This is a genomic window from Brevundimonas sp. (genome assembly GCF_027487935.1).
In the GTDB taxonomy this organism is placed as follows: Bacteria; Pseudomonadota; Alphaproteobacteria; order Caulobacterales; family Caulobacteraceae; genus Brevundimonas.
In genome coordinates, this window is sequence record NZ_JAIYCP010000010.1 from 90,689 (window position 1) to 114,016 (window position 23,328).

The window sequence follows — 23,328 nt, forward strand, 5'->3', positions numbered from 1 at the left end:
CTTGCGGTCGCCCCGAACGGGACCGGACGCGGGGCGAATTTTGGGGCGCGAGCTTTGGTAATGCCTTCATGATCGGGCTGGTGATTGTCACCCACGGAGGGCTGGCCTCCGAGTTTCTCGCCGCCATGGAACATGTGGTGGGACCCCAGCGCGGGGTCGCGGCCATCTGCATCGGGCCCGAGGACGACATGGAGCGGCGTCGTCGCGACATCGTCGACGCCGCCGGGGCGGTCAATGACGGAGACGGCGTCATCCTGCTGACCGACATGTTCGGCGGCACCCCGTCCAACCTGGCCATTTCGGTGATGGAAGAGACCCGCGCCGAGGTCATTGCCGGGCTGAACCTGCCCATGCTGATCAAACTGGCCAGTGTGCGCGGCCGCGAGCCGCTGGAGGCTTGCGTCGCCCACGCCCAGGACGCCGGACGGAAATACATCTCGGTCGCCAGCTGGGTGCTCCAGGGCGAGAAATGACCGTCCTCGCGACCGCGAACATCTGCAACACCCGCGGCCTGCATGCCCGCGCCTCCGCCAAATTCGTCAAACTGGCCTCGACCTTCGATGCCGAAATCCACGTCACCCGCGACGGCGTCACGGTGAACGCCCTGTCGATCATGGGCCTGCTGATGCTGGGGGCCGGCAACGGCAGCACCATCGACATCTCGGCCGAGGGGGCGGAGGCCGGGGCCGCCGTGGCCGGTCTGGTCGAGCTGGTCGCCCGGAAATTCGACGAGGACAGCTGACCGCGACGCCGTGGCGATGGTCAAACGCCGGGACCGGGTTACAGTTCGCGTGGCGACCCGTTTTGCCGGGTCTCTGACAGGGGAAGCCGATGACCCAGCCCGCCGTTGATGGGCCCCGGACCGATCATGCCGCGGGCGGTGTCCTGGGGGCCCGTCTGGGTCTCGGCCTCGGCCTGGTCGTGTTTGTCGTGATGCAGGTTCTCGGGCCGCCGGCAGGTCTGGACGGCAAGGCCTGGCAGGTTCTGAGCCTGTTGGCCCTGATGATCATCTGGTGGGTGAGCGAAGCGATCCCGGTCGCGGCCACGGCCCTGCTGCCGCTCGGGCTTCTGCCGTTGATGGGCGTCGTCAAGCCGATCGAGGCCGCCGCGCCCTATGCGGATCCGATCATCTTCCTGTTCGTCGGCGGGTTCATGATTGCCGTGGCGATCGAGCGGTCCGGCCTCCACCGGCGCATCGCCCTTGGCGTCCTGAGCCGGGTCGGATCAAGCCCCGCTGCGATCGTCGGCGGCTTCATGCTGGCCACCACACTGCTGTCGATGTGGATTTCCAATACGGCCACGGCCCTGATGATGACTCCGATTGCGGTGGCGGTCTGTGTCGCTGCAACCGACCCCGGGCCGGAACGGCGCAAACTCATGGCCGCCTGTGTTCTGGGGGTCGCCTATTGCGCCTCGATCGGCGGTCTCGGCACGCCGGTGGGGTCGCCGACCAATCTCATCGGGATGCGGTGGCTCGAGGCCAATGGCGTCGGTCTGAGCTTTCCGCAGTGGATGATGATGGGAGTCTCCGCCATCCTGGTGCTGGTCCCGCTGACCTGGCTGCTGCTGACCCGGGTCTTCTATCGCCTGCCGCGCCATCTGGGTGACGCTGACGCCCATGAGGCCATCCGGGCGCAAGGCCGCAGCCTGGGGCCGATGCGGGCCGCCGAAATGCGCCTGGTGATCATCTTCCTGGGGGTCGCCCTGGCCTGGATGTTCCGCGAACCCCTGGCGAAGCTGCCGGGACTGTCCGGCCTGACCGATATGGTGATTGCCATTATCGGGGCCTGCCTGTTGTTCATTGTGCCCGCCGGAAAACCTGAAAAGCCCGGCGAGGCCCTGCTGGACTGGGACTCTGCCGAGCGTATTCCGTGGGGGATCGCCATTCTGTTCGGCGGTGGTCTGTCGATGGCAGCGGCCATGGAGGCCACGGGGGTGACGCTCTACATCGGCAGCCAGATCCAGGGGATCGGCGGCCTGCCCCTCGTCGCCATCATCCTGGTCATTGTGGCGTCGACCGTGTTCGCCTCGGAGCTCGCCTCCAATGTCGCCACCCTGACGGCGATGCTGCCGGTTCTGTCCGCGATCGTCAGCGCCACGGGGGCAGACCCCCTGATCGTCGGCGTGTCGGCGACCTTTGCGGCCAGCCTCGGCTTCATGTTGCCGATCGCCACAGCGGCCAATGCCATTGCCTATGCCACCGGCGCACCAAGACAGGCCGAAATGCTGCGGATCGGATTCCTGCTGAACGTGCTGGGCATTCTGGTCATTGCCACAGTCGTGGCCCTCATCGGGCCCCGGTTGGTGGGGGCGTAGACCCGGGGACGGTCCCCGGCGGTGTCGCCGCGGCGCCGATGTGGGCGACGCCCCGCCGCGCGGCGATCTCCACCTGTTTCGCCCGTTCGAGATAGCGGGCGCGGTCGGCTTCGGTCCGGCTGTCGGCGCAACGGTCGCAAGCGACCCCCTCGACATAGCGGGGCGAGGTCCGGCCTTCGGGGCTGACCGGCATGCGGCAGCCCCGGCACAGGCTGTGGCGGCCCGGCGCCAGGCCGTGGCCGACGGCGACCCGTTCATCGAAGACGAAACACTCGCCCTGCCAAAGGCTGTCGGCCTCGGGCGTCGTTTCGAGATAGCGCAGGATGCCGCCCTCCAGATGGAAGACGTCCTGCACGCCTTCGGCCTTGAGGAAGGCGGTGGCCTTTTCGCAGCGGATACCGCCGGTGCAATACATGGCGACCTTCGGCGGGCTCGGCCCGTCCAGCAGGGCGCGGCCCTCGGCGCGAAACCAGTCGGGGAAGTCACGAAAAGCCCGGGTATTGGGCTGGACCGCCCCCTCGAAGGCCCCGACGGCGGCCTCATAGTCGTTGCGGGTGTCGATCACGACGACGCCCGGCTCCCGGATCAGGGCGTTCCAGTCCGCGGGCGCGACATAGGTTCCGGCATGGGCGGCCGGGTCGAGGTCCGGCTGGCCCATGGTGACGATCTCGGGCTTGATCCGGACCTTCAGCCGGTGGAAGGGCATGGCCTCGGCATCTGCGAATTTGACGTCGAGGTCAGCGAAACCGGGCAGGGCGCGGATGCCCGTCAGCACACGGTCGATGGACGCCCCGGGGCCGGCGATGGTGCCGTTCAGCCCCTCACGGGCGACCAGCAGGGTGCCGCGGACGTCCGGCCGGCACAGGGCGTCGAGGTGATCGCGCACGGCGGCGCAGTCAGCGATGGTCGCGAACCGGTAGAGGGCGGCGACGCGGATGGGGGCGGATGGCGGGGCAAGGTTCACAGCATCACCCTGTTTCGCACTATCGGGGCTTGCCCTGCGAAGCGCGCCAGCGCGAAGCAGGGTGGTGGAGCCGAGGGGAGTCGAACCCCTGACCTCGTCATTGCGAACGACGCGCTCTACCAACTGAGCTACGGCCCCCCTACCCCGCCGGACGAAGGGGTGCAGGCGAGGGCGCGACATAAGGGGGGCGGAGAGGGAGTGTCAACGGGGTTGGCGTTGCCGCTACCCGGGGGCAGGGCCTGCCGTCGCGGAATCGTTGGACGGGCGACGCGGTCACGCTAGAAGCAGGACAAATCAGGTTTCGGGAGCATCGGAAATCATGGCGGCGATCATTGGTTTCATCTTCTTCGTCATTGACGCCCTGCTGGGGGTGTTCGTGCTGGCCGTCATCGTCAGCGCGATCCTGAGCTGGCTGTTCGCCTTCGATGTCATCAACCACCGCAACCGGTTCGTGAACCAGCTCGCCTATTTCCTGGACAGGGTCACCGGTCCGGTTCTGCTGCCGCTGCGCAAGATCATCCCGTCGCTGGGCGGAATGGACATCACCCCGATCATCGCCCTGATCCTCATTCACGGGGTGCGGGTCTATCTGCTGCCTGCCTCGCACGCGGCGCTTCTGACACTCTTCGGGGCTTACTGACGGGCCACCCGTCATCGGGCCTTGCGCCGTCCGGCAGGGGTCCTAAGGTGCTGCTCCGACCGGGCTTTCCGCCTGCCAGCTATCCGGACTTCATGACCACGATCCGATCCGTCGCCATTATCGGCGCAGGCCAGATGGGCGCAGGCATCGCCCAGGCCGTGGCCGTGGGTGGCTATCAGGTGCTCCTGTACGACGCCGCCGCCGACCGTGTCCCCCAGGCCCAGGCCGCGATTGCCGCCAGTCTGGCGCGGCAGGTCGGCCGAGGCCTGGTCGACCAGGCCGCGGCCGATGCCGCCCTGTCGCGCATCGCGGCAGCTTCCTCGCCGGCCGCGGCGGCCAAGGCCGATCTGGTGATCGAGGCGGCGGTCGAGGATGAGGCCGTGAAAAAGTCGATCTTGGCCGAGCTGGTGCCGCATCTGGGTCCGGACACACTGCTGGCGTCCAACACCTCCTCGATCTCGATCACCCGCCTGGCCTCGGTCACGGACCGGCCCGACCGGTTCATCGGCCTGCATTTCATGAAGCCGGCCCCGGTGATGAAACTGGTCGAGATCGTGCGCGGCATCGCCACCTCGGCGGACACTTATGAGACGGCGGTCGCCTTTGCCGAGTCGCTGGGCAAGACCACGACCAATGCCGAGGATTTTCCCGCCTTCATCGTCAACCGCATTCTGGTGCCGATGATCAATGAGGCGATCTACACCCTCTATGAAGGGGTCGGGAACGTCGCCTCGATCGACAAGGCGCTGAAGCTGGGGGCCAACCATCCGATGGGGCCGCTGGAGCTGGCCGATTTCATGGGGCTGGATGTCGTTCTGGCCATCATGAATGTGCTCCATGAAGGTCTGGCCGACACCAAATACCGGCCCTGTCCCCTGCTGGTGAAATATGTCGAGGCCGGCTGGCTGGGGCGCAAGTCCGGGCGCGGCTTCTATGACTATTCCGGCGATACGCCGGCGCCGACGCGGTGAGTCCGGTGCGATGATCTCGATCCCGGAAAAAGCCGAGGACTTTCCCGGGCAGGAGCGGGTGACCTGGCGTCGTGAGCCGCACTGGCTTGTGCTGGCGGCCATCGCCGGGGCCCTGTGGCCGCCGATCCCGATCACCCTGCTGATCTGGCCGCCGCAAAACTGGGGGCTCTCGCTGGAGATCGACCCGCGCCTCGTGGCTCTTGTCATCGGTTTGATGGCCGTACCGGCGGGCCTGTGGCTGCTCCGGCGCGAGCGCGAGCGGACGGGGAAGCCGTCGACGCGGCTGGGCGTGGTCTGGCGGTTCATGTTCTATGGCGGTCTGCTGGCGGCCGGGCTCCAGGCCCTGTTCGCCCTGATCCTTTGCATCTTCGGCTGGTTTGAGGCGGGCGGCATCGCCCAGGCGGCGGGCGCGACGGAGACGACCCTGCTGATCTATGGGGTCGGACTGCTGCCGGTCGCGGTCATGATCGGGGTCAGCTATGCCCTGTGGGCGGGCCTTTGCGTTGCCTTCATCGCCTGCCGGCCCCAGCCCGAGGTGCGGGACCGGCTCGGCCTGATGGGCGAGGCCGACGGTTTCTGATCGCGCCGGTCGGCGGGTTACAGGGAATTCAGTTTCAAGACCGGACGGCATCAGCCAGACTTGTCGTGACAAGTTCGGGGGAAATGTCATGGCCGCTGTTGAAACCGAAACCGAAGCCGCGCCGCGCGCGGGGCTTGCACCGGTCGGTGCCAAGGATCGCATCTACAACCTCGACATGCTTCGCGGCTGGGCGATCCTGGGCATTCTGGCGGTCAACGCGATTTCCTTTGCCTGGCCCTTCCAGTTGACCATGTCGGAAGCGCCGCCACCCGGCGTGCTCAGCCAGGCCGACGTCATCGGCCTGTGGGTCACCGACGTCTTCTTCGCCGACAAGATGCGCACCCTGTTCACCATGCTGTTCGGCGTGTCGGTGTTTCTGGTCGGCGGCGAGCGTTCGGACAGCGATCGCGGGCGGCTGTTGCGGCGCCGGCTGCTTTGGCTGGGCCTGATCGGCGCGATCCACGGCATGGTGTTCTGGTACGGTGATATCCTGCTCCACTATGCCTATTGCGGCCTTCTGCTGATGCTGATGCGCTCGTGGAGCGCGCGCCGGCTGCTGTGGATCGGCGGGTCGATCACCCTGTTGTGGGGCCTGGTCGCCACCGGCGGCTATTGGGCCATGGCCAATCTGCCGGCCGAGTTTGCGGCCAAGATGGAGGCCGGAATGCCGGCCGCCGACCCGGCTGCCATCCAGGCGGCGATCGACCTTTACCGGACCGGCTGGCCTGCCGGTCTGATGGCCAATCTCGAGACCTGGGCGACTTTCCAGTTGATGGCCACCCCCTTCCTCATCCTCGTGACCGTGCCGCTGATGATGGTTGGCCTCGGCCTGTTCAAGTCGGGCTATCTGTCCGGCCGCTCGCCGATCTGGGTCTATCTGCTGGTCATCCTGGCCGGCGGGGCCAATCTGGCGGCCTTCGCCTGGTGGGGTTGGCAGGAGGCCATGGCGGGCGAAGGGGCTGATCCGACCGGAGGCCTGGCCGCCGCGGCGGGGGGCATGGCACCCTTGATCACCCTGTTCTACGCCAGCGTCCTGATCCTGATCACCCGGTTCGGGCTGAAGGCGCTGACGGCCATATTCGTCCCGGTCGGGCGGATGGCCTTCACCAACTACCTGACCCAGACCCTGATCATGGTCACCCTGTACTATGCGCCCTGGGGTCCGATGTGGTTCGGCACGCACGGCCCGGCCGAGATGTGGATGGTGGTCGGTGGGGTCTGGATCGCCCAGCTGATCTGGTCGCCCCTGTGGCTGTCGGTCTTCAGCATGGGGCCGCTGGAATGGGGTTGGCGCTGCCTGACCTACGGGCGGATGGTGCCGCTTCGGAAGCCGTAGGGTCGGGGTTCGAGGGGCGAGGGTCGAGGCTCAAGCCGTGTCCTGCGGTGGTCGGGGCCTCGACCCTCGCCGCGCGCCCCTCTAAAGACGCGGCATGACCCCAGATGCCGCCGCCTCCACCCGTCCCGAAGCCCGCAATCCGCGGGGGTTCGCTGACCGTCGGGGTCGCGATCTGGTCGCCGAACGTCGCCTCGTCCAGCGGGTGTCCGAGGTCTATGAGCGCTGGGGTTTCGAGCCGCTGGAGACCGGTGCCTTCGAATATGCCGACGCGCTGGGCAAATTCCTGCCCGACGCCGACCGTCCGAACGAGGGCGTCTTTGCGCTGCAGGATGATGACGATCAGTGGATGGCGCTGCGCTATGACCTGACCGCGCCCCTGGCCCGGTTCGCGGCGCAGGGCTGGGAGACCCTGCCCAAGCCGTTCCGCCGCTACGCCTTCGGCCCGGTGTGGCGCAACGAAAAGCCCGGCCCCGGCCGGTTCCGCGAATTCGTCCAGTGCGACGCCGACACGGTCGGATCCGACCGGCCCGAGGCCGATGCCGAAATCATCGCCATGGCCTGCGAAGGCCTGCGCGCGGCCGGTCTGGACGCCGGCCAGGCCGTGGTGCGCGTTTCGAATCGAAAGTTGTTCGACGGTCTGTTCCAGGCCGGCGGGATCGAGGATGCAGGCCAGAGGCTGACCGCGCTCCGTGCCATCGACAAATTCGACCGGCTGGGCTGGGAGGGCGTCGCCGCCCTGCTGGGCGAGGGGCGGCTGGATGAGTCGGGTGACTACACCAAGGGCGCGCGCCTGCCGTCGGGCGTCATCACGACCATCGAAGGCTTCCTGTCGTCGGTGGCGACCGAGGGGCTGACCCGGGGCGAGACGCTGGAGGCCGTGGCGCGGGTCGGGGGGCTGGGCGAGATCGGTGAGGCGGCCCTGACCGAGCTCGCTGCCATAGACGCGGCCCTGAACGCGATGAAGGTCGGCCAGGACGCCGTCCGCTTCGACCCGACCATCGTGCGGGGGCTGGAGTATTATACCGGGGCCGTGTTCGAGGCCGAACTGCTGCTCGACACGGTCGACGACAAGGGTCGCGCCGTGCGCTTCGGCTCGATCGGGGGCGGTGGCCGCTACGACGATCTGGTGGCGCGGTTCACCGGCGAGCGGCTGCCGGCGACGGGGTTCTCGTTCGGGGTGTCGCGACTGGCCTCAGCCCTGCGCGCGGCCGGACGGGGCGACGCGGATGCCGTGCGGGGGCCGGTGGTGGTCATCGTCTTCTCCGACGCCGACATGCAGCACTATCTCGACGCCGTGTCCGAGCTGCGCAACGCCGGGATCGCCGCCGAGCTGTATCTCGGCCGGGCCGGCATGAAGGCACAGATGAAATATGCCGACCGCCGCGGCGCGCCGGCGGCCGTCATCCTGGGCGGAGACGAGATCGCGGCCGGACAGGTGACGGTCAAGGACCTGGACGCGGGCCGCGCCCTGGCCGCCGGCGTCAGCGACAATGAGGCCTGGAAATCGGAGCGGCCGGGCCAGCAGGTCGTGGCGCGATCCGAACTGGTGGCGACCGTCGCCCGGATCGTCGCCCAGGCGCGCACCGCGCTGTGACTTATCACTGATAAGTCGCGTAAAGGCCGGGTTTGGCCGGCCGGTTCGTTGACTTGAGGCAGAAAATGTCGTTTTTTCGACGCACTCGGGCGGCGCAGCGTTTCGATGCAGCAGCAGCCCGGAGGCGTTTCGGGGAGGAAACGTCCGCTCGTCAAAGAGCGAAAGAAAGCCCGCCGCGACGATATTCCCCGCGGCGGGCTTTTTTGTGCCCGGAGTCCGGCGCTGCTCCAGGCGCCGCGCCGGGAGCGAGCGGCCAGAAAAAAAGGGGCCGGAGCACCGGCTCCGACCCCTCCTGTCTCCGTTGGGCCGCTTCCTACCAGATGCGGACCCGGTCTTCCGGGGCGAGATAGTATTTGTCGCCAGGCTGGACGTCGAAGGCCGCATACCAGGCGTCCGAGTTGCGGACCGGTCCGATGACACGGAACTCGGCCGGGCTGTGCGGATCGGTGGCGATCTGGTTGCGCAGCGCGTCCTCGCGGTATTTCGACTGCCACACCTGGGCCCAGCCGAAGAAGAAGCGCTGGTCACCGGTAATGCCGTCCAGCACCGGAGCGGGCCGGCCGTTCAGCGACAGGTGATAGGCCTCCAGACCCACGGCCACGCCGGCGGCGTCGCCGATGTTCTCGCCCATGGTCAGGCCGCCCTGGACGGGGAAGCCGGGCAGGGGCTCGAACTGGTCGTACTGGGCCCCGAGGCGGGCGGTCAGGGCTTCGAAATTGGCCTTGTCCGCGGGGGTCCACCAGTTGCGCAGCACGCCGTCGCCGTCGGATTTGGAGCCCTGGTCGTCGAAGCCGTGGCCGATCTCGTGGCCGATCACGCCGCCGATACCGCCGTAGTTGACGGCTGCGTCGCCGTTCGGATCGAAGAAGGGCGGCTGCAGAATGGCGGCCGGGAAGACGATCTCGTTGTTCGCCGAGTTGTAATAGGCGTTCACCGTCTGGGGGGTCATGCCCCACTCGTCCTTGTCGACGGGCTGGTTCAGGCGGTTCAGCTGGTACTGCCACTGGAACAGGCCGGCGCGCTCGCTGTTGCCGAACAGGTCATCCGGGTGGATCTCAAGGCCCGAATAGTCGCGCCATTTGTTCGGGTAGCCGATCTTGACGGTGAATTTCTCCAGCTTCTCCTGGGCCGCAGCCTGGGTCTCCGCACTCATCCAGGTGTAGTTGCGGATACGGTTCGACAGGGCGATGCGCAGATTGGCGACGAGCTCTTCCATCTTGGCCTTGGATTCGGCCGGGAAATATTCGGCGACGTACTGGCGGCCGACCGCCTCGCCCAGCATGCCCTCGGCGAAGCTGATGCCGCGCTTGTCGCGGGGACGCTGCATCGGCTGGCCGTTCAGGTCGCGCGACCGGAACTCCCACTGGGCGTCGACGAAGCGACGCGACAGGCGCGGTGCGGCGTCATCGACCGTGTGGAAGGCCTGCCAGGCCTGAAGGACGTCCATCGGCGTCTCGGCATAGATCGCCGCCATCCGGGGCATGGCGGTGTCCTGACGAACGATCAGCCGGGGGACTTCGCCCACCCCGACGGAGGCGTAATAGTCCTGCCAGGCGAAGCCCGGCGCTTCCGACGCCAGCCGGGCGATGGTGTATTCGTTATAGGTCTCGTCGCGGTTGCGGTTCTGGATCGGGGTCCAGTGGGCCTCTGCGATACGGGTTTCAAAGGCCACGATGGCGGCGGCGCTCTCGACCGGATTGTCCCAGCCGATCATCTCGAGCATGCGCGCGACATAGACCTGGTAAAGCGCCTTCTTCTCGGCCCAGCGGGCTTCGAGATAGTAGTCGCGGTTCGGCAGGCCGATCCCGGACTGGCCGGTCGAGACCACGTAACGGGTCGGGGCCTTCTGATCGATCGAGATGCCCGTACCGAAGAGCGAGACGCCCACGCGGCCCTGGGTCTGACCCATGTAGACGGCCATGGCGTCATGGGTGTTCGCGGCACGGATGGCGGCGAGATAGGGTTGGAGCGGCTGGGCGTCGAGCGCCTCAAGCCTTGCCTCATCCATATAGGAGCGATAGGCGTCGGCGATCTTCTGCTCATCCGAGCCGGCGACCAGGTCGGTCCGCGCCACCAGGGCGTCGATCATCACCTTGACCCGGTTGTCCGACAGTTCGCGCAGCAGGTTGAACGAGCCGTAGGAGGTGCGGTCGGACGGAATCTGCAGCCGGTCCAGCGCAGCCCCGTTGGCATAACGCATGAAGCTGTCACCCGGGCGGACCGAGGTGTCGCGGCCGTTCAGGTCAAAGCCCCAGGTCCCGTAGCGCGGAGCCTCGATGCCCTGGTAGCCGAGGATGGTCGCACCGTCGGCGGGAGCCTGGAACAGTTCGAACACGGTGCAGCTCTCGTCGATGCAGGCGTGGCCGTGATCCGCGCCGCCGACCTGGGCAGAGGCTACGGACGCAGGGAGCAGCAGGGCGCCGAGCGCCGCGCCGATGAGCAGTTTTTTCATGGGAATTTCCTCGACTTCGCGTCTCTTGCGGACCGCGTCATCGCAGACCCTACGCCCCGGGTCAGCCCTGTCGCCTGAATTTTTTGTCATCCGGGATACAAAGCCCGGCGGGAAAGCGTTTCAGCCTGTAGGCTGAACCCGACGGAGGACGAATGGCGATTCACGGCGACGGCGGCGAATACAAGGACCTGGTGGTCTTTCTGGCCGCGGCCGGTGTGGTCGTTCCGCTGTTCAATCGCCTGAAGATCAGTCCGGTCCTCGGCTTCCTCGCGGCGGGCGTGCTGCTGGGCCCGGACGGGCTGGCGCGCCTGGCGGACACAGCGCCCTGGCTGTCCTGGCTGACCATTTCGGATGCCGCCCAGATTCGGTCCCTGTCCGAGCTCGGCGTCGCCTTCCTGCTGTTCATGATCGGGCTGGAACTGTCGTGGGAGCGCCTCAGGGCCATGCGCAGACTGGTGTTCGGCCTCGGCCTGACCCAGGTCGCGGCCTGTACCGTGGCGCTGGCGGCGGTGTTTGTCTTCATGGGGCAGCCGCTGGTCTCGGCGGCTGTTCTGGGGATGGGCCTGGCCCTGTCGTCGACCGCCGTTGTCATGCCGGTGATGGCCGAGCGGGGCCGGATCAAGACGACGGCCGGGCGCGCCACCTTCTCCATCCTTCTGGCCCAGGATCTGGCAGTGGCGCCGATCCTGATCACCGTCACGGTTCTGGCGGCACTGGCCGTAGGCGGGGTCGGGCGTGATGATTTCGACCCGGCGGTCCTGGGACCTGCGCTGCTCACCCTGATCCCGGCGGCGATCGGGCTGGCACTTTTGGTCGTCCTCGGCCGGCTGGTCCTGCGACCGATGTTCCGATCGGTCGCGCGAGCCAAGGCCAGGGGACAGGGGCAGGAGATGTTCATCGCCGCCAGCCTGCTGGTGGTCGTCGGCGCAGGGGTGGCGGCCCAGGCCGCCGGCCTGTCGATGAGTCTGGGGGCCCTGATCGCCGGCCTGCTGCTGGCCGAGACCGAGTTCCGCCGGGAGGTCGAGATCTCGATCGAGCCGTTCAAGGGGCTGCTGCTGGGTGTGTTTTTTGTCGGGGTCGGGATCAGTCTCGATCTCGACGCTGTCGCCGCCGATCCCGTCGCGGTCTTCGGCCTTGCCGCCCTGCTGACCCTGCTGAAGGCCGGGCTGATCTTCGGCATGGCCCGCCTGTGGGGCCTGAACAACCGCACCGCCATCGAGACGGCGCTGGTGCTGGGACCCGCAGGCGAGTTCGCCTTTGTCATCCTGGGGGCCGGTCTGGTCGAGGGTATTGCGTCGCCGGCCTTCACCCAGACGGTCCTGATCGCCGCGACCATCAGCATCTTCACCATCCCGCTGATGGCCCTGATCGCCGATCGGCTGCTGCAGCGCGTGGCTCCCGCCATGCCCGAGCTGCCGCCTGAGGCCCTTGAGGTGCCGTCTGCGACCTCGGGCCAGGTGCTGATCGTCGGTTTCGGCCGGGTCGGGCGGCTGGTCGGGGAAATGCTGACCGAGCATGGCCAGGCCTTTCTGGCGATCGACGCCAACCCCGCGACCGTGGCCAAGGGCCGGGCCGAGGGGGCCAATGTCTTCTATGGTGACGCGGGGCGGGCCGAAATGCTGGTTCGATGCGGGATCGATACCGCGCGGGCCATGGTCGTGACCATGGACGCACCGACCAAGGTGGACGAGGTGGTGATGGCGACGCGATCGCTGCGACCGGACCTGATCCTGATCGCCCGGGCCCGTGATCACAAACACGCCGCCCGCCTCTACGCCCTCGGTGTCACCGACGCCGTGCCGGAAACCACCGAGGCCAGCCTGCAACTGGCCGAAAACACCCTGGTCGACCTGGGCGTGCCCATGGGACTGGTACTGGCCTCGATCCATGAGCGTCGGGACGCCTTCCGGCGGATCTTCCAGGAGGCCATGCCGGGGAACGAGCATGCGCGCCTTCCGCGCGCCCTGCACTCGACCCTGCGTCGCTGAGCCGCACAGCAGCCATCCAGCCGCTCAGGCGTTAACCGATTGCCGAATGCAGCCGTTAACCCGGCGACCCCATTCTGGTGGTCGTTGAGTGCTGCCCGCCGCGTTCTCGCTTGACAGGCGATTTCTGTGACTGCCTTTGCGTCTCCTGCGGATTTTCCTCCGCTTTGGCTACAGTTCCCACGACGGTGGAAATCCGTCGACCAGTGAGTACCCGTTTCATGCCAGATACCCCCTTGCCTCCTGCTCAAGCCGGTGATCGCGATAGCGAGACGCCACGGCTGAACCGCCGCCAGGCGGCCAAGTTGCGCACCCGCCAGAAGGTCCTGGAAGCCGCCCGCACCCTGTTTGCCGAGCGGGGCTATGAGCCGGCGACCATCCGCGACATCGCCAAGGGCGCAGGCATGTCCACGGGCGCGGTTTTTGCCAATTTCCAGGACAAGGCCGAGCTGTTCGAGGCTGTCCTGACCGAGGATCTGCTGAAACTGGGCGAAACCCTGCGCACCGCTGCGGACGCCGAGACCTCTGTGCGTGCGCGGCTTCTGGCCGCCCTGACCGCCGGCTATCACGGCTCCCTGGACCAGCTGCCCCTCGTCCAGGCGGTGGTCGCGCGCTCCTGGTTCCAGCCCGTCGCCGCCGAGACGCACACCCGCAGCGCGATCAAGCCGCTGGTCAGGGTCGTGGCCGACACCCTGCAGGCCGGGGTGCAGGCAGGCGAACTGCGCCCGGACGCCGATGTGCGCCTGCTCACCGAGCTGATCTATGGGGCCTGGCTGTCGAACTATCGCGGTGCGGCCTATGACGGCTGGACGCTGCAGGATCTGACGACCCGGATCGGCAAGCAGATCGATGTGATCCTGGCGGGCCAGATCATCCGGCAGTAGCCCCGACCGGAGACGAAATGACAGGAAGGCTGCGGCTTGCGTCGCGGCCTTCTGCCTCAGCTCTTCCACCTCAGCACAGCCGCCTTCACAGGATTGGCGAACGGCCGGCCTTCCGCGCGGGACCTGGCCCATTCGCGCTTGAGCTGCTGGTACCATTTGGCCTGTTTGTCGGCGTCGTCGATCCAGATCAGGGCCGGGTCGTAACGCAGGCCTTCGTTCTGCAGGTTCACCATGCCGCCGTCCTGTTTCAGGAAGGCGACGACGCCCATGCGCAGGAAGGGCCTGGCGAGGCTGAACACCCAGTGGTCGGACCAGAAGATCTGGGTGATCGTCGTCCGGGTGTCGGTCCGGGGGGTCAGGCAGGTCAGGGCCAGCACCTGTCTGGGCCCGACCTGAATGTGTTCCCAGCGATAGCCGGGCAGGCGGAAGGTGATCTCGGTCGCGGGGGCACCGCCCAGCAGCCGGTAGGCCCGGCTGTTGGATGAGGGCGCGTGGCGCACCATGGCGAAACCGTGCTCGCGCGGCTCGAAGGCCTTGGCCTTCTCATGCATCGACTTTGCCGACCGCCACCACCACTGCTGATGCACATAGGGGCCGTGGGCCGGGTCCATCAGGCCGACGACGGCGTGGTCGACATGGGCATCGAAATCCATCGACTCGACCATCTTCGCCTCACCCCCGACGACGCCGGGGAACAGGGGCGGCTCGTGGTCCGGATCGGGCGCGTTACGCGGGTCGGAGGCCATCCAGACGAAGACCATGCCCTGGCTCTCGCGCACCGGATACGACCGCACGCGGATCCGGTCGGCTTCATAGGCCTGGTCCTCGACCAGGGAGGGGATGGCGGCACAGACGCCGTCCGGGCGGAACCGCCAGCCGTGGTAGCAGCACTCGATGGTCTCGCCCTCGCCGGGCTTTTCGACCAGTCGTCCGGCGGACAGGGGCGCCGCGCGGTGCGGGCAGATGTCGCGCATCGCATAGACCTGGCCCGCGCGGGTCCGGCCGATCAGCACCGGTTCTCCCAGCAGTTCGTGGCGTTTGAGCGAGGCGGGGGCGACGTCGCGCGACAGGGCGACGAAATACCAGGCGTCCAGCACAAACCCGGTGCCGAAGGCGGCCGGCGGGGCCTTGGCTTCGGGGGAACGGGCGGAGAGGGGGGCGCTGTCGGCTGGGCTCATGCGAACACTTTAGCGGGACGCGACGGTGAAGTCTTGACCGGCCGCATCCAATCGCGCCCTGTGTGACGACCCGTGGAGAGAAGCGGGCGTATCGCCCGACCGCCGAGGGACAGACCATGAAGACCTTGACCGCCATCGCCGCCCTCGCCGGGGCCGTCGCCCTCGCTACCGGCGCGCCCGCCCTCGCCCAGGCGCACGGCGACCATGGCCAGCACCCGGCCCCCGCGCGGGCCGGGGCACCGGAGGCCGGCCACGGTCATGCCCATGCCGATTTCGAATCCGGCCGGTTCCACGTCCGCGTCGACGGACCCGAGCACCCGGTCGGCGACATCATCATGATCCCCGGCCTGTCCTCGTCGCCCCACGCCTTTGACCTGTTGACCGAAGAGCTGAAGGGCCGTTACCGCATCCACCGCATTCATGTGCAGGGCTTCGCCGGCGCACCCGTCGAGGACAATGCCACAGGTCCCGTCGCCGCCCCGGTGGCCGAGGATCTGGCCCGCTACATCGCCGAACAGGGGCTGAACAGGCCGGCGGTGATCGGCCATTCGATGGGCGGGACGATCGGCATGATGCTGGCGGCGCGCCATCCCGACAGCGTCGGCCGGCTGATGGTCGTCGACATGATCCCCTTCATGGGGGCGATGTTCGGTGGTGCCGCGGCAACCCCGGCGAGCGTCGCGCCTATGGCGGACCAGATCTACGCCGGCATGACCGCAGCGCCCGAGGAGTCCTACCGGCAACAGGCCGCCGCCGCCGTGACGGGGATGATCCGGACGGAGTCCCTGCGCGCCGGCCCGCTGCAGGACTCGGCCCGCAGCGACCGGGCGGTCTCCGCCTCGGCCTATCGGGAGCTGATCGTCACCGATCTTCGGCCGGAGCTGCCCCGGATCAAGGCCCCCACAACCGTCCTCTATGTGGCCTTCGACTTTCCGGGCATGACGCCCGCGATAACCGACGGCATCTACGGGGCCTCCTTTGCCACCCTGTCCGGCGCGACCCTGAAGCGGATCGATGACAGCGCCCATTTCATCATGCTGGACCAGCCGGCGCGGTTCGCCGCCGAGGTGAACGCGTTTTTAGAATAGGCGTGCGAATCGTCATGGTTTCGGCGGAAACACCTCTCACAGTGCTGTGACTGACGAGGGGGCGTTTCCGTGCGTCCCAGGACCGGCTAAGACCGGACCGGGTTTGATGAGGTTTCGATGGCGGGCTTCGACTTCAGCTTCGGGCGTGGCGGCGGCGCGAGGCCGCAATCCGAACGCACGCCGTTGCAGCGCGTTCTTTACTGGGGCGCGGTTCTGGCCGTCTGGGGGGCGATCTTCCTGGTCGTCTTCTTCGCGGTCTTCGCCCGGGACCTGCCTGACACCTCGACCCTCTACAATGTCGATCGCCAGCCCTCGATCACCTATCTGGACCGCAACGGTGCCCTGATCGCGGTGCGCGGCACCCAGCAGGCTCCGCCGGCCGATCTGGAGGCCCTGCCCGACTATGTGCCCGCGGCCTTCATCGCCATCGAGGACCGGCGCTTCTATTTCCATCCCGGCTTCGACCCGATCGGCATGAGCCGGGCCATGGCGGCCAACATGCGCGCCGGTCGCGTGGTCCAGGGCGGCTCGACCCTGACGCAGCAGCTGGCCAAGAACCTGTTCCTGTCCCCCGACCAGAACATGAAGCGCAAGGTCCAGGAGCTGATGCTGGCGGTCTGGCTGGAGATGAAATTCTCCAAGAAGGAGATCCTCGCCCTGTATCTGAACCGGGTCTATTTCGGTGCCGGGGCCTATGGGATCGAGGCGGCCTCGCAGCGCTATTTCGACAAGAGCGCCAAACAGCTGACGGTCGGCGAGGCGGCCTTGCTGGCCGGGCTTCTGAAGGCACCGTCGCGGTATTCGCCCGTGTCCGAGAGCGAACGGGCGGCCGCGCGCGCCACCGTTGTGCTGAACGAGATGGTGGACGCGGGGGTGATCACGCCCGAACAGCGCGCCGCCGCCGTGACCGAGCCGGTCCGCGTCTCGCGCACCCTGGCCACCCAGCACGCCCAGTATTTCATCGACTGGCTGGACAAGCAGATCCGCGAACTGGTCGGCGAGCCGACCGAGGACATGATCGTCGAGACCACGCTGGACCTGACCCTCCAGACCCAAGCCGAGCGGGTGGTGCGCCGCATCCTCGACCGCGACCGCTCCCGGGGGGTGCAGCAGGCGGCGTTGGTCGCGCTGGACGGCGAGGGCCGGGTCCGGGCCATGATCGGCGGGGCCTCCTATGCCGACAGCCAGTTCAACCGGGCCACCGATGCGCGCCGTCAGGCCGGATCCGCCTTCAAGCCGTTCGTCTATCTGACGGCGCTGGAGACCGGTTACACGCCCGAGACCATGGTCAATGACGCCCCGATCCGCATCGGCAACTGGTCGCCGAGCAACTATTCGGACTCATTCGCCGGCGAGATGACCATGGCCCAGGCCGTGGCCCAGTCGACCAACACCATCGCCGCCGGCATGGCGGACCAGATCGGCCGGGACAATGTCGCCCGCACCGCCCGTCGTCTGGGGATCACCAGCCGGATCGGGCTGGAGCCGGCCATGGCGCTGGGGGCCGTCGAGGTCTCGCCGCTGGAAATGGCCCAGGCCTATGACGCCTTCGCCAATGGCGGCAAGCGGGTCACGGCCTTCGGGATCAGCCGGATCCGTTCGCCCGAGGGCCGGGTGATCTACCAGCGGGCCAGCCGCGAGGCCGGGCCGGTCCAGGCCATCTCCAATCCGTACCTCTACTATCAGAACCAGATGCTGCGGGGCGTCATGACCTCGGGCACGGGTCGCGCGGCGGCCATCGCCGGCCGGGATATCGCCGGCAAGACCGGCACCACCTCGGACTACAAGGACGCCTGGTTCGTCGGCTATACCGGCGGCTTCGTCACCGCCGTCTGGGTCGGCAAGGACGACAATACCGCCATGCGCGGGGTCACCGGCGGCTCGTCCCCGGCAGCCATCTGGCGCGGCTTCATGGAGGTGGCCCTGCCGCGCCTGAACGCCCCGGCCATCCCCAACGGCCCGGCCATGCCCGAGGGCTGGGAGCCGCCGAGCCCGGTCGAGAATCTGATCGGCCGCATCGGGGACATCTTCGGCGACAGTCCGCCGGCCGAGGTCGATCCGGTGGGCGAGGCCCAGCTGGAGCCGATGCCGCGCCAGCCGGCACCGCCGCGCCGCTCCGAGCCCGGGCCCGCCGTGGTGCGTCCGACCGCGCCCCAGCCGCAGCGCGATGCACCGGATCAGCGGCCCGAAGCGGCACCGCCGCCCGAGAAGAAGGCCGAGCCGCTGTTCTTCTAGTCCGATCAGGCCCTAGCGGCCGACGGCGTGAAGCGCGGGCCCGTTCTCGCGCAGCCATTTGCGGAACGGGCGGTGGTCGCCGACCAGACGCTGGACCACGGCCCAATAGGCCGGGCTGTGGTCGGCGTGGACCAGATGGGCGACCTCGTGGGCGGCGAGGTAGTCGATCACCGCGGGCGGGGCCATGATCACGCGCCAGCTGTAGCGGATCGAGCGGTTGTGCGGGCTGCACGAGCCCCAGCGGGATTTCGGGTCGGCGATCGACAGTCGGACCGGACGCTGGCCCAGGGTGCGCAGATGGACATCGGTGCGGGTCTGGAGCGTGTCCCTGGCCACCCGCTTGAACAGGTTTTCGACCCGGCGCACATAGGCCTCGCCCTCGCCGCCCGAGGCGATCAGGGGACCGTCGGCGTCCTCGGTCAGACGGGCCGCGCCGGCGCCACCGGTGGAGATCAGCCGCGTCGGCCGGCCGAACAGGTCGATGACCGCGCCGGGCGCGATCGGCGTGCCTTGCGGCCGTTCGGCCAGCCGTTCGCGCATCCAGTCCGTCTTGGTGCGGGCGAAGGCGACGACCTCGGCCAGTTTGCGCTCGGACGGGGCGATCAGCACGGCCTCACCGGCGCGGGCGTCGATCCGGATCGACAGCCGGCGTGCGCGCGGATTGACGGACAGCCGGGCCGTCAGTCCTTCAAGCGGCAGCCGCTGGCCGTTCCGGTACTGCAACTATGGCCTCGTTCTTCGCAATGAAGTCGCGCACCCGCGGATAGATGTCGTCGCGGAAGCGGCGTCCGTTGAAGACGCCATAGTGGCCGACATCGGGGTGAACATACAGCACCCGCCGGTCGTCCGGCAGGCCTGTGCACAGGGTATGGGCGGCCTGGGTCTGGCCGACGCCCGAGATGTCGTCCTGCCCGCCCTCGACCGTCATCAGGCCGATGTCGGTGATGCCGGTCAGATCGACCGTGCGGCCGCGATGCTCCAGCAGGCCGCGCGCCAGCAGGTGCTGCTGGAAGACGATGTCGATGGTCTGGAGATAGAATTCCTCGGTCAGGTCCAGCACCGAGAGATATTCGTCGTAGAAGGCCTCGTGCTTCTGGGCCCCGTCGCCGTCGCCCGAGACCAGGTGGCCGAAATAGTCGCGATGGGCGTCGACGTGCTTGTCCTCGTTCATGGACATGAAGCTGTAGAGCTGGACGAAGCCCGGATAGACCCGCCGTCCGAAGCCCGGATAGGGCCAGGGCACGGTGTGGATCATGTTGGATTTGAACCAGGTGAAGGGCTTGGCCTCGGCCAGCTGATTGGTCACCGTCGGCGACAGGCGGGCATCGATCGGCGAGCCCATGAAGGTCATGGAAGCGGGCCGGTTCGGGTCCTTGTCCGCGGCCATCAGGGCGCAGGCGGCCAGCACCGGCGGGCCGGGCTGGCAGACGCCGACGACATGGGCGCGGGGCCCTATCTGCCCCAGCATGGTCCGGACGTGGTCGATATAGTCGAAGAAGTCGAACCGGCCTTCGAGCATCGGCACCTGACGGGCGTTGACCCAGTCGGTGACATAGACGTCGTGGTCCTGGAGGAAGCCCTCGACCGTGCCGCGCAGCAGGGTGGCGTAGTGGCCCGACAGGGGGGCGACGATCAGCACAGCCGGGGCGGACGTGGGCTTGCCGGCCCGTTTCAGGTCGCCCAGGTGGCGGGCGAACCGCACCAGCCGGCACCAGGGCGAGGACCAGATCACCTGTTCGGTGGTGCGCACGGTCTTGCCGCCGATGGTCAGGGTCTCAAGGCCCCAGGCGGGCTTGCCGTAACGGCGCGTCACGCTCTCGAACAGGCCGGCCGAGGCCAGGGCCGTACGGCCGATCGCGGTGTCAGAGGCCGGATTGAAGGGAGAGGTCCAGAACTGGCGGGCCAACTGGGCCCCGAACCGGAACGGCGTCGCCGAATGATAGGCGAGCTCGTGAAGCGAATAGAGCATGGAATCCCTGGGACGGCCCTGCCATTGCGCGGCAGAGCACCATAGAACGCATTGCACTGCAAAAAGATTTATTCCTCCCCCGAAGGGGGAGGATTACCCCCGCGCCATGGCCTGTTCGATGACCCGGGCCGCATTGGCGGGCCCCAGATCATGGCCCAGGGCGCTTCGCATCCGGCCGTCCGGGCCCATCAGATAGATGGTCAGCGAGTGGTTCATGGCATAGCCCTCGCCCTCACCGACCTTCTGGTAGACGGCCCTGTAGGCCGTGGCGGCGGCCCGGACCTGTTCCGGCGTGCCGGTCAGGCCGATGACGCCCTCGGGAAAGCCGTCCGAGGACAGATAGTCCTTCAGCGCCTGTGGGGTGTCTCGCTCCGGGTCGATCGAGATGAAGACGATCTGGATGTCGTCGGCCCGGCTCCCCAGCGCCTGTTTGGTCGCCTCGAGCATCTGCAAGGTGGTCGGGCAATAGTCCGGGCAGTAGGTGAAGCCGAAGAAGACCAGCGACCATTTCCCGTTCAACAGGGTCTGGTCGACGGTCTGACCGTCCTGATTGACCAGCTGGAAGGGGCCGCCGACGTCGGGCTGGCCCGTTGAGCTGATCTGGCCCGAGGCCAGACTGCCGTCTTCGCGTCCGGTCACCATCACGATGGTCCCGACCGCCACAACGGCGGCGATGGCGACACAGGCGCCGGCGAACAGCAGGATGGAACGGCGCGGCATCATGGCCCCCTCAAAAACGCGCACGCGCGCGCACGACAGGTCTATAGAAGACAGGTGAGCCTGTCCCAAGAGCCTCAAAAGACGCAGTCGACGTCCGCGTCCAATGATCCGGGCCGTGTGCCGGCCTGGCGTAACCTGCCGCGCCGCAGCCGGGGCCTGTCCCTTCGCACCCTCGTCATCCTGCGCTGGATGGCGATCTTCGGGCAGAGCGCGACGATCGCGACGGCGACCCTCTATCTCCATTTCGACCTGCCGCTGTGGGGCTGTCTGGCCGCCATCGCCGCCAGTGTGGCGATGAATCTGAACGCCACCGCCCGACTGAAGCGGAGCGACGGATCCCTGCCCGACGGCCGGCAGACGGCGGCGCATCTGGGGTTCGACATCCTGCAGCTGTCGATCCTGCTGGGGCTTACCGGGGGGCTGCAGAACCCCTTCTGTCTGCTGCTGGTCGCCCCGGTGACGGTGGCGGCGGCCTCGCTGCCGGGACGGCAGGCCGCGCTCATGGGGTTGATGGTGCTGGCTGCGACGGTCAGCCTGTTCTTCATCGCCCTGCCGCTGCCCTGGCAGGCGGGGACCGAGCTGAACCTGCCGCCGCTCTACAAATTCGGCATCGGCATGGCGCTGGTGACGGGGGTGATCTTCACCGCGGCCTATGCCTGGCGGGTGGCCGCGGACGCCGAGAAGCTGGAACTGGCCCTGGCCACGACCCAGGACGTGCTGCAACGCGAGCAGCGGCTGGCGGCCCTCGGCGGGCTGGCGGCGGCGGCGGCGCATGAGCTCGGCACGCCGCTGGCGACCATTCAGGTGGTGGCCAAGGAGCTGCTGCGCGCCTCCGCCAAGGACGGCGCGGCGGCTGAGGATGCGGCCCTGATCCTGCAACAGGCCGAGCGCTGCCGCGAGATTCTCAAACGCCTTTCGCAACAGCCGGAGGAGGGCGAGACGGCCTTCGCCGAGGTCGGGCTGAAAGCCCTGCTGGAAGAGGTGGTCGAGCCCCATCGCGGTTTCGACCTGGCCTTCGAGGTCTCGGTGCGCACGGCCTCGGGCGAGCCCGTACCCCGCGTGCGCCGGCTGCCCGAAGTGGTTCACGGCCTGTCGACCCTGGTCGAGAACGCCGCCGATTTTGCCGGTTCGAAGGTGCGGGTAAGGGCGCTTGTCGACGCCGGTTTCATTGAGATCGAGGTCGTCGACGACGGACCCGGCTTCCCCGCCGACATCCTGCCGCGTCTGGGCGAGCCCTATGTGACCAGCCGTCCGCAGGGCAAGGCGCGCCGCGCGCTGGCCGCCCAGATCGCCGCCTCGGTCGCCGCCGCTGCGCCGGGCCGCAAGGGACGGAAGGTGGGCAAGGCCGCGCCTCCGCCCGAGACCATCGCCCCCAGCCAGGGCGGGATGGGACTGGGCTTCTTCATCGCCCGCACCCTGCTGGAACGGACCGGGGGCAAGGTCTTTGTCGGCCCCGGCGACGGGGGCCAGACCCCGGCCAGGGGTCAGCCGAAGGGCGCGCGGGTGGCCGTGCGCTGGTCCCGGTCGGCGCTGGAGGTGCCGTCGTGATGTCGCACCCCCCGTCTGAACCTTGACCGTCGCCGTACCCTTACCGACTTGAGCACAGCTGGAGACGCCTGATGCCTGATACTGAAGCCCGGATCGCCGCCCTCGCCGACAAGACCCTGCTGGTGATGGACGACGACAATGCCCTGCGCACCCGACTGGGCCGCGCGCTGGAGAGCCGCGGTTTCGAGGTCACCCTCGCGGCCTCGCTGGCCGAGGCCTTCGAGGCACTGAAGACCTCCGTGCCCGCGTTTGCCGTGCTGGACATGCGGCTGGAGGACGGCAACGGGCTGAAGGTGGTCGAGGCCATCCGCGACCGGCGCGAGGACGCCCGCATCATCATGCTGACCGGCTACGGGGCGATCGCCACGGCGGTGGCGGCGGTCAAGGCCGGGGCGGTCGACTATCTGCAGAAGCCAGCCGACGCCGACGATGTGGTCAAGGCCCTGCTGGCCACCGGCGAGGCCCCCGAGCCGCCCGAAAACCCTATGAGCGCCGATCGGGTGCGCTGGGAGCATATCCAGCGCGTCTATGAGCTGTGCGACCACAATGTCTCGGAGACGGCGCGGCGACTGGGGATGCACCGGCGGACGCTGCAGCGGATTCTGGCGAAGCGGGCACCGCGGTAGGACAGCACCACACGGTCGAAGGCGGGGGCGCCAGTTCTCCTGTCTGGATGCCTTGTCATCCCGGACGCAGCGAAGCGGCGATCCGGGACGATCGCCGCACATCTCTTGACCGCCCGGACGGCCCTTGCCGAGCCGGGCGACGGGGTGGTCGTCCTTACCCTCGCTCCGGGTAAGCTGTCGCTTCCCGGAGCCCATGAAACAGATGTCCCGAACGTCCCGGCTCTCCGCTTCGCTTCGGCCGG

The 23,328-nt window shown here is 68.1% G+C and carries 20 protein-coding genes and 1 tRNA gene; 14 read left to right on the forward strand and 7 right to left on the reverse strand.

The window, feature by feature from the left end:
• Nucleotides 1-68: 68 nt before the first annotated feature.
• From Q0053_RS04440 to Q0053_RS04450, 3 genes are all read left to right on the forward strand, one after another.
• Nucleotides 69-473 (forward strand): PTS sugar transporter subunit IIA, encoded by a 405-nt coding sequence (locus tag Q0053_RS04440; RefSeq protein WP_298096589.1) that lies wholly within the window; start codon nucleotides 69-71, stop codon nucleotides 471-473.
• On the forward strand, nucleotides 470-742 hold the full coding sequence (locus Q0053_RS04445; RefSeq protein WP_298096592.1) for an HPr family phosphocarrier protein: 273 nt from the start codon (nucleotides 470-472) through the stop codon (nucleotides 740-742). The genes Q0053_RS04440 and Q0053_RS04445 overlap by 4 nt, the downstream gene beginning before the upstream one ends.
• A gap of 89 nt (nucleotides 743-831) precedes the next feature.
• Complete coding sequence (locus tag Q0053_RS04450) at nucleotides 832-2,316, forward strand: DASS family sodium-coupled anion symporter (RefSeq protein ID WP_298096594.1); 1,485 nt, start codon at nucleotides 832-834, stop codon at nucleotides 2,314-2,316.
• Here the strand turns inward: Q0053_RS04450 and Q0053_RS04455 are convergent.
• The gene (locus tag Q0053_RS04455; protein ID WP_298096597.1) at nucleotides 2,288-3,280 is read right to left on the reverse strand and encodes a rhodanese-related sulfurtransferase; all 993 of its coding nucleotides are present in this window, start codon (nucleotides 3,278-3,280) and stop codon (nucleotides 2,288-2,290) included. The genes Q0053_RS04450 and Q0053_RS04455 overlap by 29 nt on opposite strands.
• A gap of 62 nt (nucleotides 3,281-3,342) precedes the next feature.
• Nucleotides 3,343-3,418 (reverse strand) — tRNA-Ala (locus tag Q0053_RS04460).
• A 181-nt stretch (nucleotides 3,419-3,599) separates the two neighbouring features.
• Between Q0053_RS04460 and Q0053_RS04465 the strand changes: the two genes are divergently transcribed.
• The 5 genes from Q0053_RS04465 (at nucleotide 3,600) to hisS (ending at nucleotide 8,401) form a co-directional block, all read left to right on the forward strand.
• Complete coding sequence (locus tag Q0053_RS04465) at nucleotides 3,600-3,920, forward strand: YggT family protein (RefSeq protein WP_298096600.1); 321 nt, start codon at nucleotides 3,600-3,602, stop codon at nucleotides 3,918-3,920.
• 92 nt (nucleotides 3,921-4,012) lie between these two features.
• Nucleotides 4,013-4,891: a 3-hydroxybutyryl-CoA dehydrogenase gene (locus tag Q0053_RS04470; RefSeq protein ID WP_298096911.1), complete on the forward strand. Its 879-nt coding sequence runs from the start codon at nucleotides 4,013-4,015 to the stop codon at nucleotides 4,889-4,891.
• Nucleotides 4,892-4,901: 10 nt separating this feature from the next.
• A complete protein-coding gene (locus Q0053_RS04475; protein WP_298096603.1) occupies nucleotides 4,902-5,471 on the forward strand; it encodes a phthalate transporter in 570 nt (189 codons plus the stop codon).
• An 88-nt stretch (nucleotides 5,472-5,559) separates the two neighbouring features.
• Nucleotides 5,560-6,807: a DUF418 domain-containing protein gene (locus Q0053_RS04480; protein WP_298096605.1), complete on the forward strand. Its 1,248-nt coding sequence runs from the start codon at nucleotides 5,560-5,562 to the stop codon at nucleotides 6,805-6,807.
• Between the two features lie 94 nt (nucleotides 6,808-6,901).
• Nucleotides 6,902-8,401, forward strand: a complete 1,500-nt coding sequence (gene hisS / locus Q0053_RS04485) for a histidine--tRNA ligase (protein WP_298096608.1) — start codon at nucleotides 6,902-6,904, stop codon at nucleotides 8,399-8,401.
• Between the two features lie 313 nt (nucleotides 8,402-8,714).
• Here hisS and Q0053_RS04490 read toward each other — a convergent pair whose 3' ends face one another.
• Nucleotides 8,715-10,853, reverse strand: coding sequence for a M13-type metalloendopeptidase (locus Q0053_RS04490; protein WP_298096610.1), 2,139 nt, complete (start codon nucleotides 10,851-10,853; stop codon nucleotides 8,715-8,717).
• Nucleotides 10,854-11,005: 152 nt separating this feature from the next.
• On the opposite strand from Q0053_RS04490, the gene Q0053_RS04495 reads away from it, so the two are divergent.
• Together Q0053_RS04495 and Q0053_RS04500 are read left to right on the forward strand one after the other, a co-directional pair.
• A complete protein-coding gene (locus Q0053_RS04495) occupies nucleotides 11,006-12,841 on the forward strand; it encodes a cation:proton antiporter (protein WP_298096612.1) in 1,836 nt (611 codons plus the stop codon).
• Between the two features lie 218 nt (nucleotides 12,842-13,059).
• A complete protein-coding gene (locus Q0053_RS04500; RefSeq protein WP_298096613.1) occupies nucleotides 13,060-13,722 on the forward strand; it encodes a TetR/AcrR family transcriptional regulator in 663 nt (220 codons plus the stop codon).
• Between the two features lie 56 nt (nucleotides 13,723-13,778).
• Here Q0053_RS04500 and Q0053_RS04505 read toward each other — a convergent pair whose 3' ends face one another.
• Nucleotides 13,779-14,900 carry an aromatic ring-hydroxylating dioxygenase subunit alpha gene (locus Q0053_RS04505; protein WP_298096616.1) on the reverse strand — a complete coding sequence of 374 codons (1,122 nt, stop codon included), beginning with the start codon at nucleotides 14,898-14,900 and terminating at the stop codon, nucleotides 13,779-13,781.
• A gap of 116 nt (nucleotides 14,901-15,016) precedes the next feature.
• Here Q0053_RS04505 and Q0053_RS04510 point away from each other — a divergent pair, with 116 nt between their 5' ends.
• Together Q0053_RS04510 and Q0053_RS04515 are read left to right on the forward strand one after the other, a co-directional pair.
• Nucleotides 15,017-15,988: an alpha/beta hydrolase gene (locus tag Q0053_RS04510; protein ID WP_298096618.1), complete on the forward strand. Its 972-nt coding sequence runs from the start codon at nucleotides 15,017-15,019 to the stop codon at nucleotides 15,986-15,988.
• A gap of 117 nt (nucleotides 15,989-16,105) precedes the next feature.
• The gene (locus Q0053_RS04515) at nucleotides 16,106-18,223 is read left to right on the forward strand and encodes a PBP1A family penicillin-binding protein (RefSeq protein ID WP_298096621.1); all 2,118 of its coding nucleotides are present in this window, start codon (nucleotides 16,106-16,108) and stop codon (nucleotides 18,221-18,223) included.
• Between the two features lie 12 nt (nucleotides 18,224-18,235).
• Here the strand turns inward: Q0053_RS04515 and Q0053_RS04520 are convergent, their stop codons facing one another.
• From Q0053_RS04520 to Q0053_RS04530, 3 genes are all read right to left on the reverse strand, one after another.
• On the reverse strand, nucleotides 18,236-18,946 hold the full coding sequence (locus tag Q0053_RS04520) for a M48 family metallopeptidase (RefSeq protein ID WP_298096624.1): 711 nt from the start codon (nucleotides 18,944-18,946) through the stop codon (nucleotides 18,236-18,238).
• Nucleotides 18,912-20,192 (reverse strand): polyhydroxyalkanoate depolymerase, encoded by a 1,281-nt coding sequence (locus Q0053_RS04525; RefSeq protein ID WP_298096626.1) that lies wholly within the window; start codon nucleotides 20,190-20,192, stop codon nucleotides 18,912-18,914. Before Q0053_RS04525 ends, Q0053_RS04520 begins: the two co-directional genes overlap by 35 nt.
• A 93-nt stretch (nucleotides 20,193-20,285) precedes the next feature.
• Nucleotides 20,286-20,915 (reverse strand): SCO family protein, encoded by a 630-nt coding sequence (locus tag Q0053_RS04530; RefSeq protein ID WP_367276676.1) that lies wholly within the window; start codon nucleotides 20,913-20,915, stop codon nucleotides 20,286-20,288.
• Nucleotides 20,916-20,966: 51 nt separating this feature from the next.
• Here Q0053_RS04530 and Q0053_RS04535 point away from each other — a divergent pair, with 51 nt between their 5' ends.
• Both Q0053_RS04535 and Q0053_RS04540 read left to right on the forward strand, forming a co-directional pair.
• Nucleotides 20,967-22,460 carry an ActS/PrrB/RegB family redox-sensitive histidine kinase gene (locus Q0053_RS04535; protein ID WP_298096629.1) on the forward strand — a complete coding sequence of 498 codons (1,494 nt, stop codon included), beginning with the start codon at nucleotides 20,967-20,969 and terminating at the stop codon, nucleotides 22,458-22,460.
• A 71-nt stretch (nucleotides 22,461-22,531) separates the two neighbouring features.
• Complete coding sequence (locus Q0053_RS04540; protein WP_298096632.1) at nucleotides 22,532-23,086, forward strand: ActR/PrrA/RegA family redox response regulator transcription factor; 555 nt, start codon at nucleotides 22,532-22,534, stop codon at nucleotides 23,084-23,086.
• Nucleotides 23,087-23,328 lie beyond the last annotated feature (242 nt).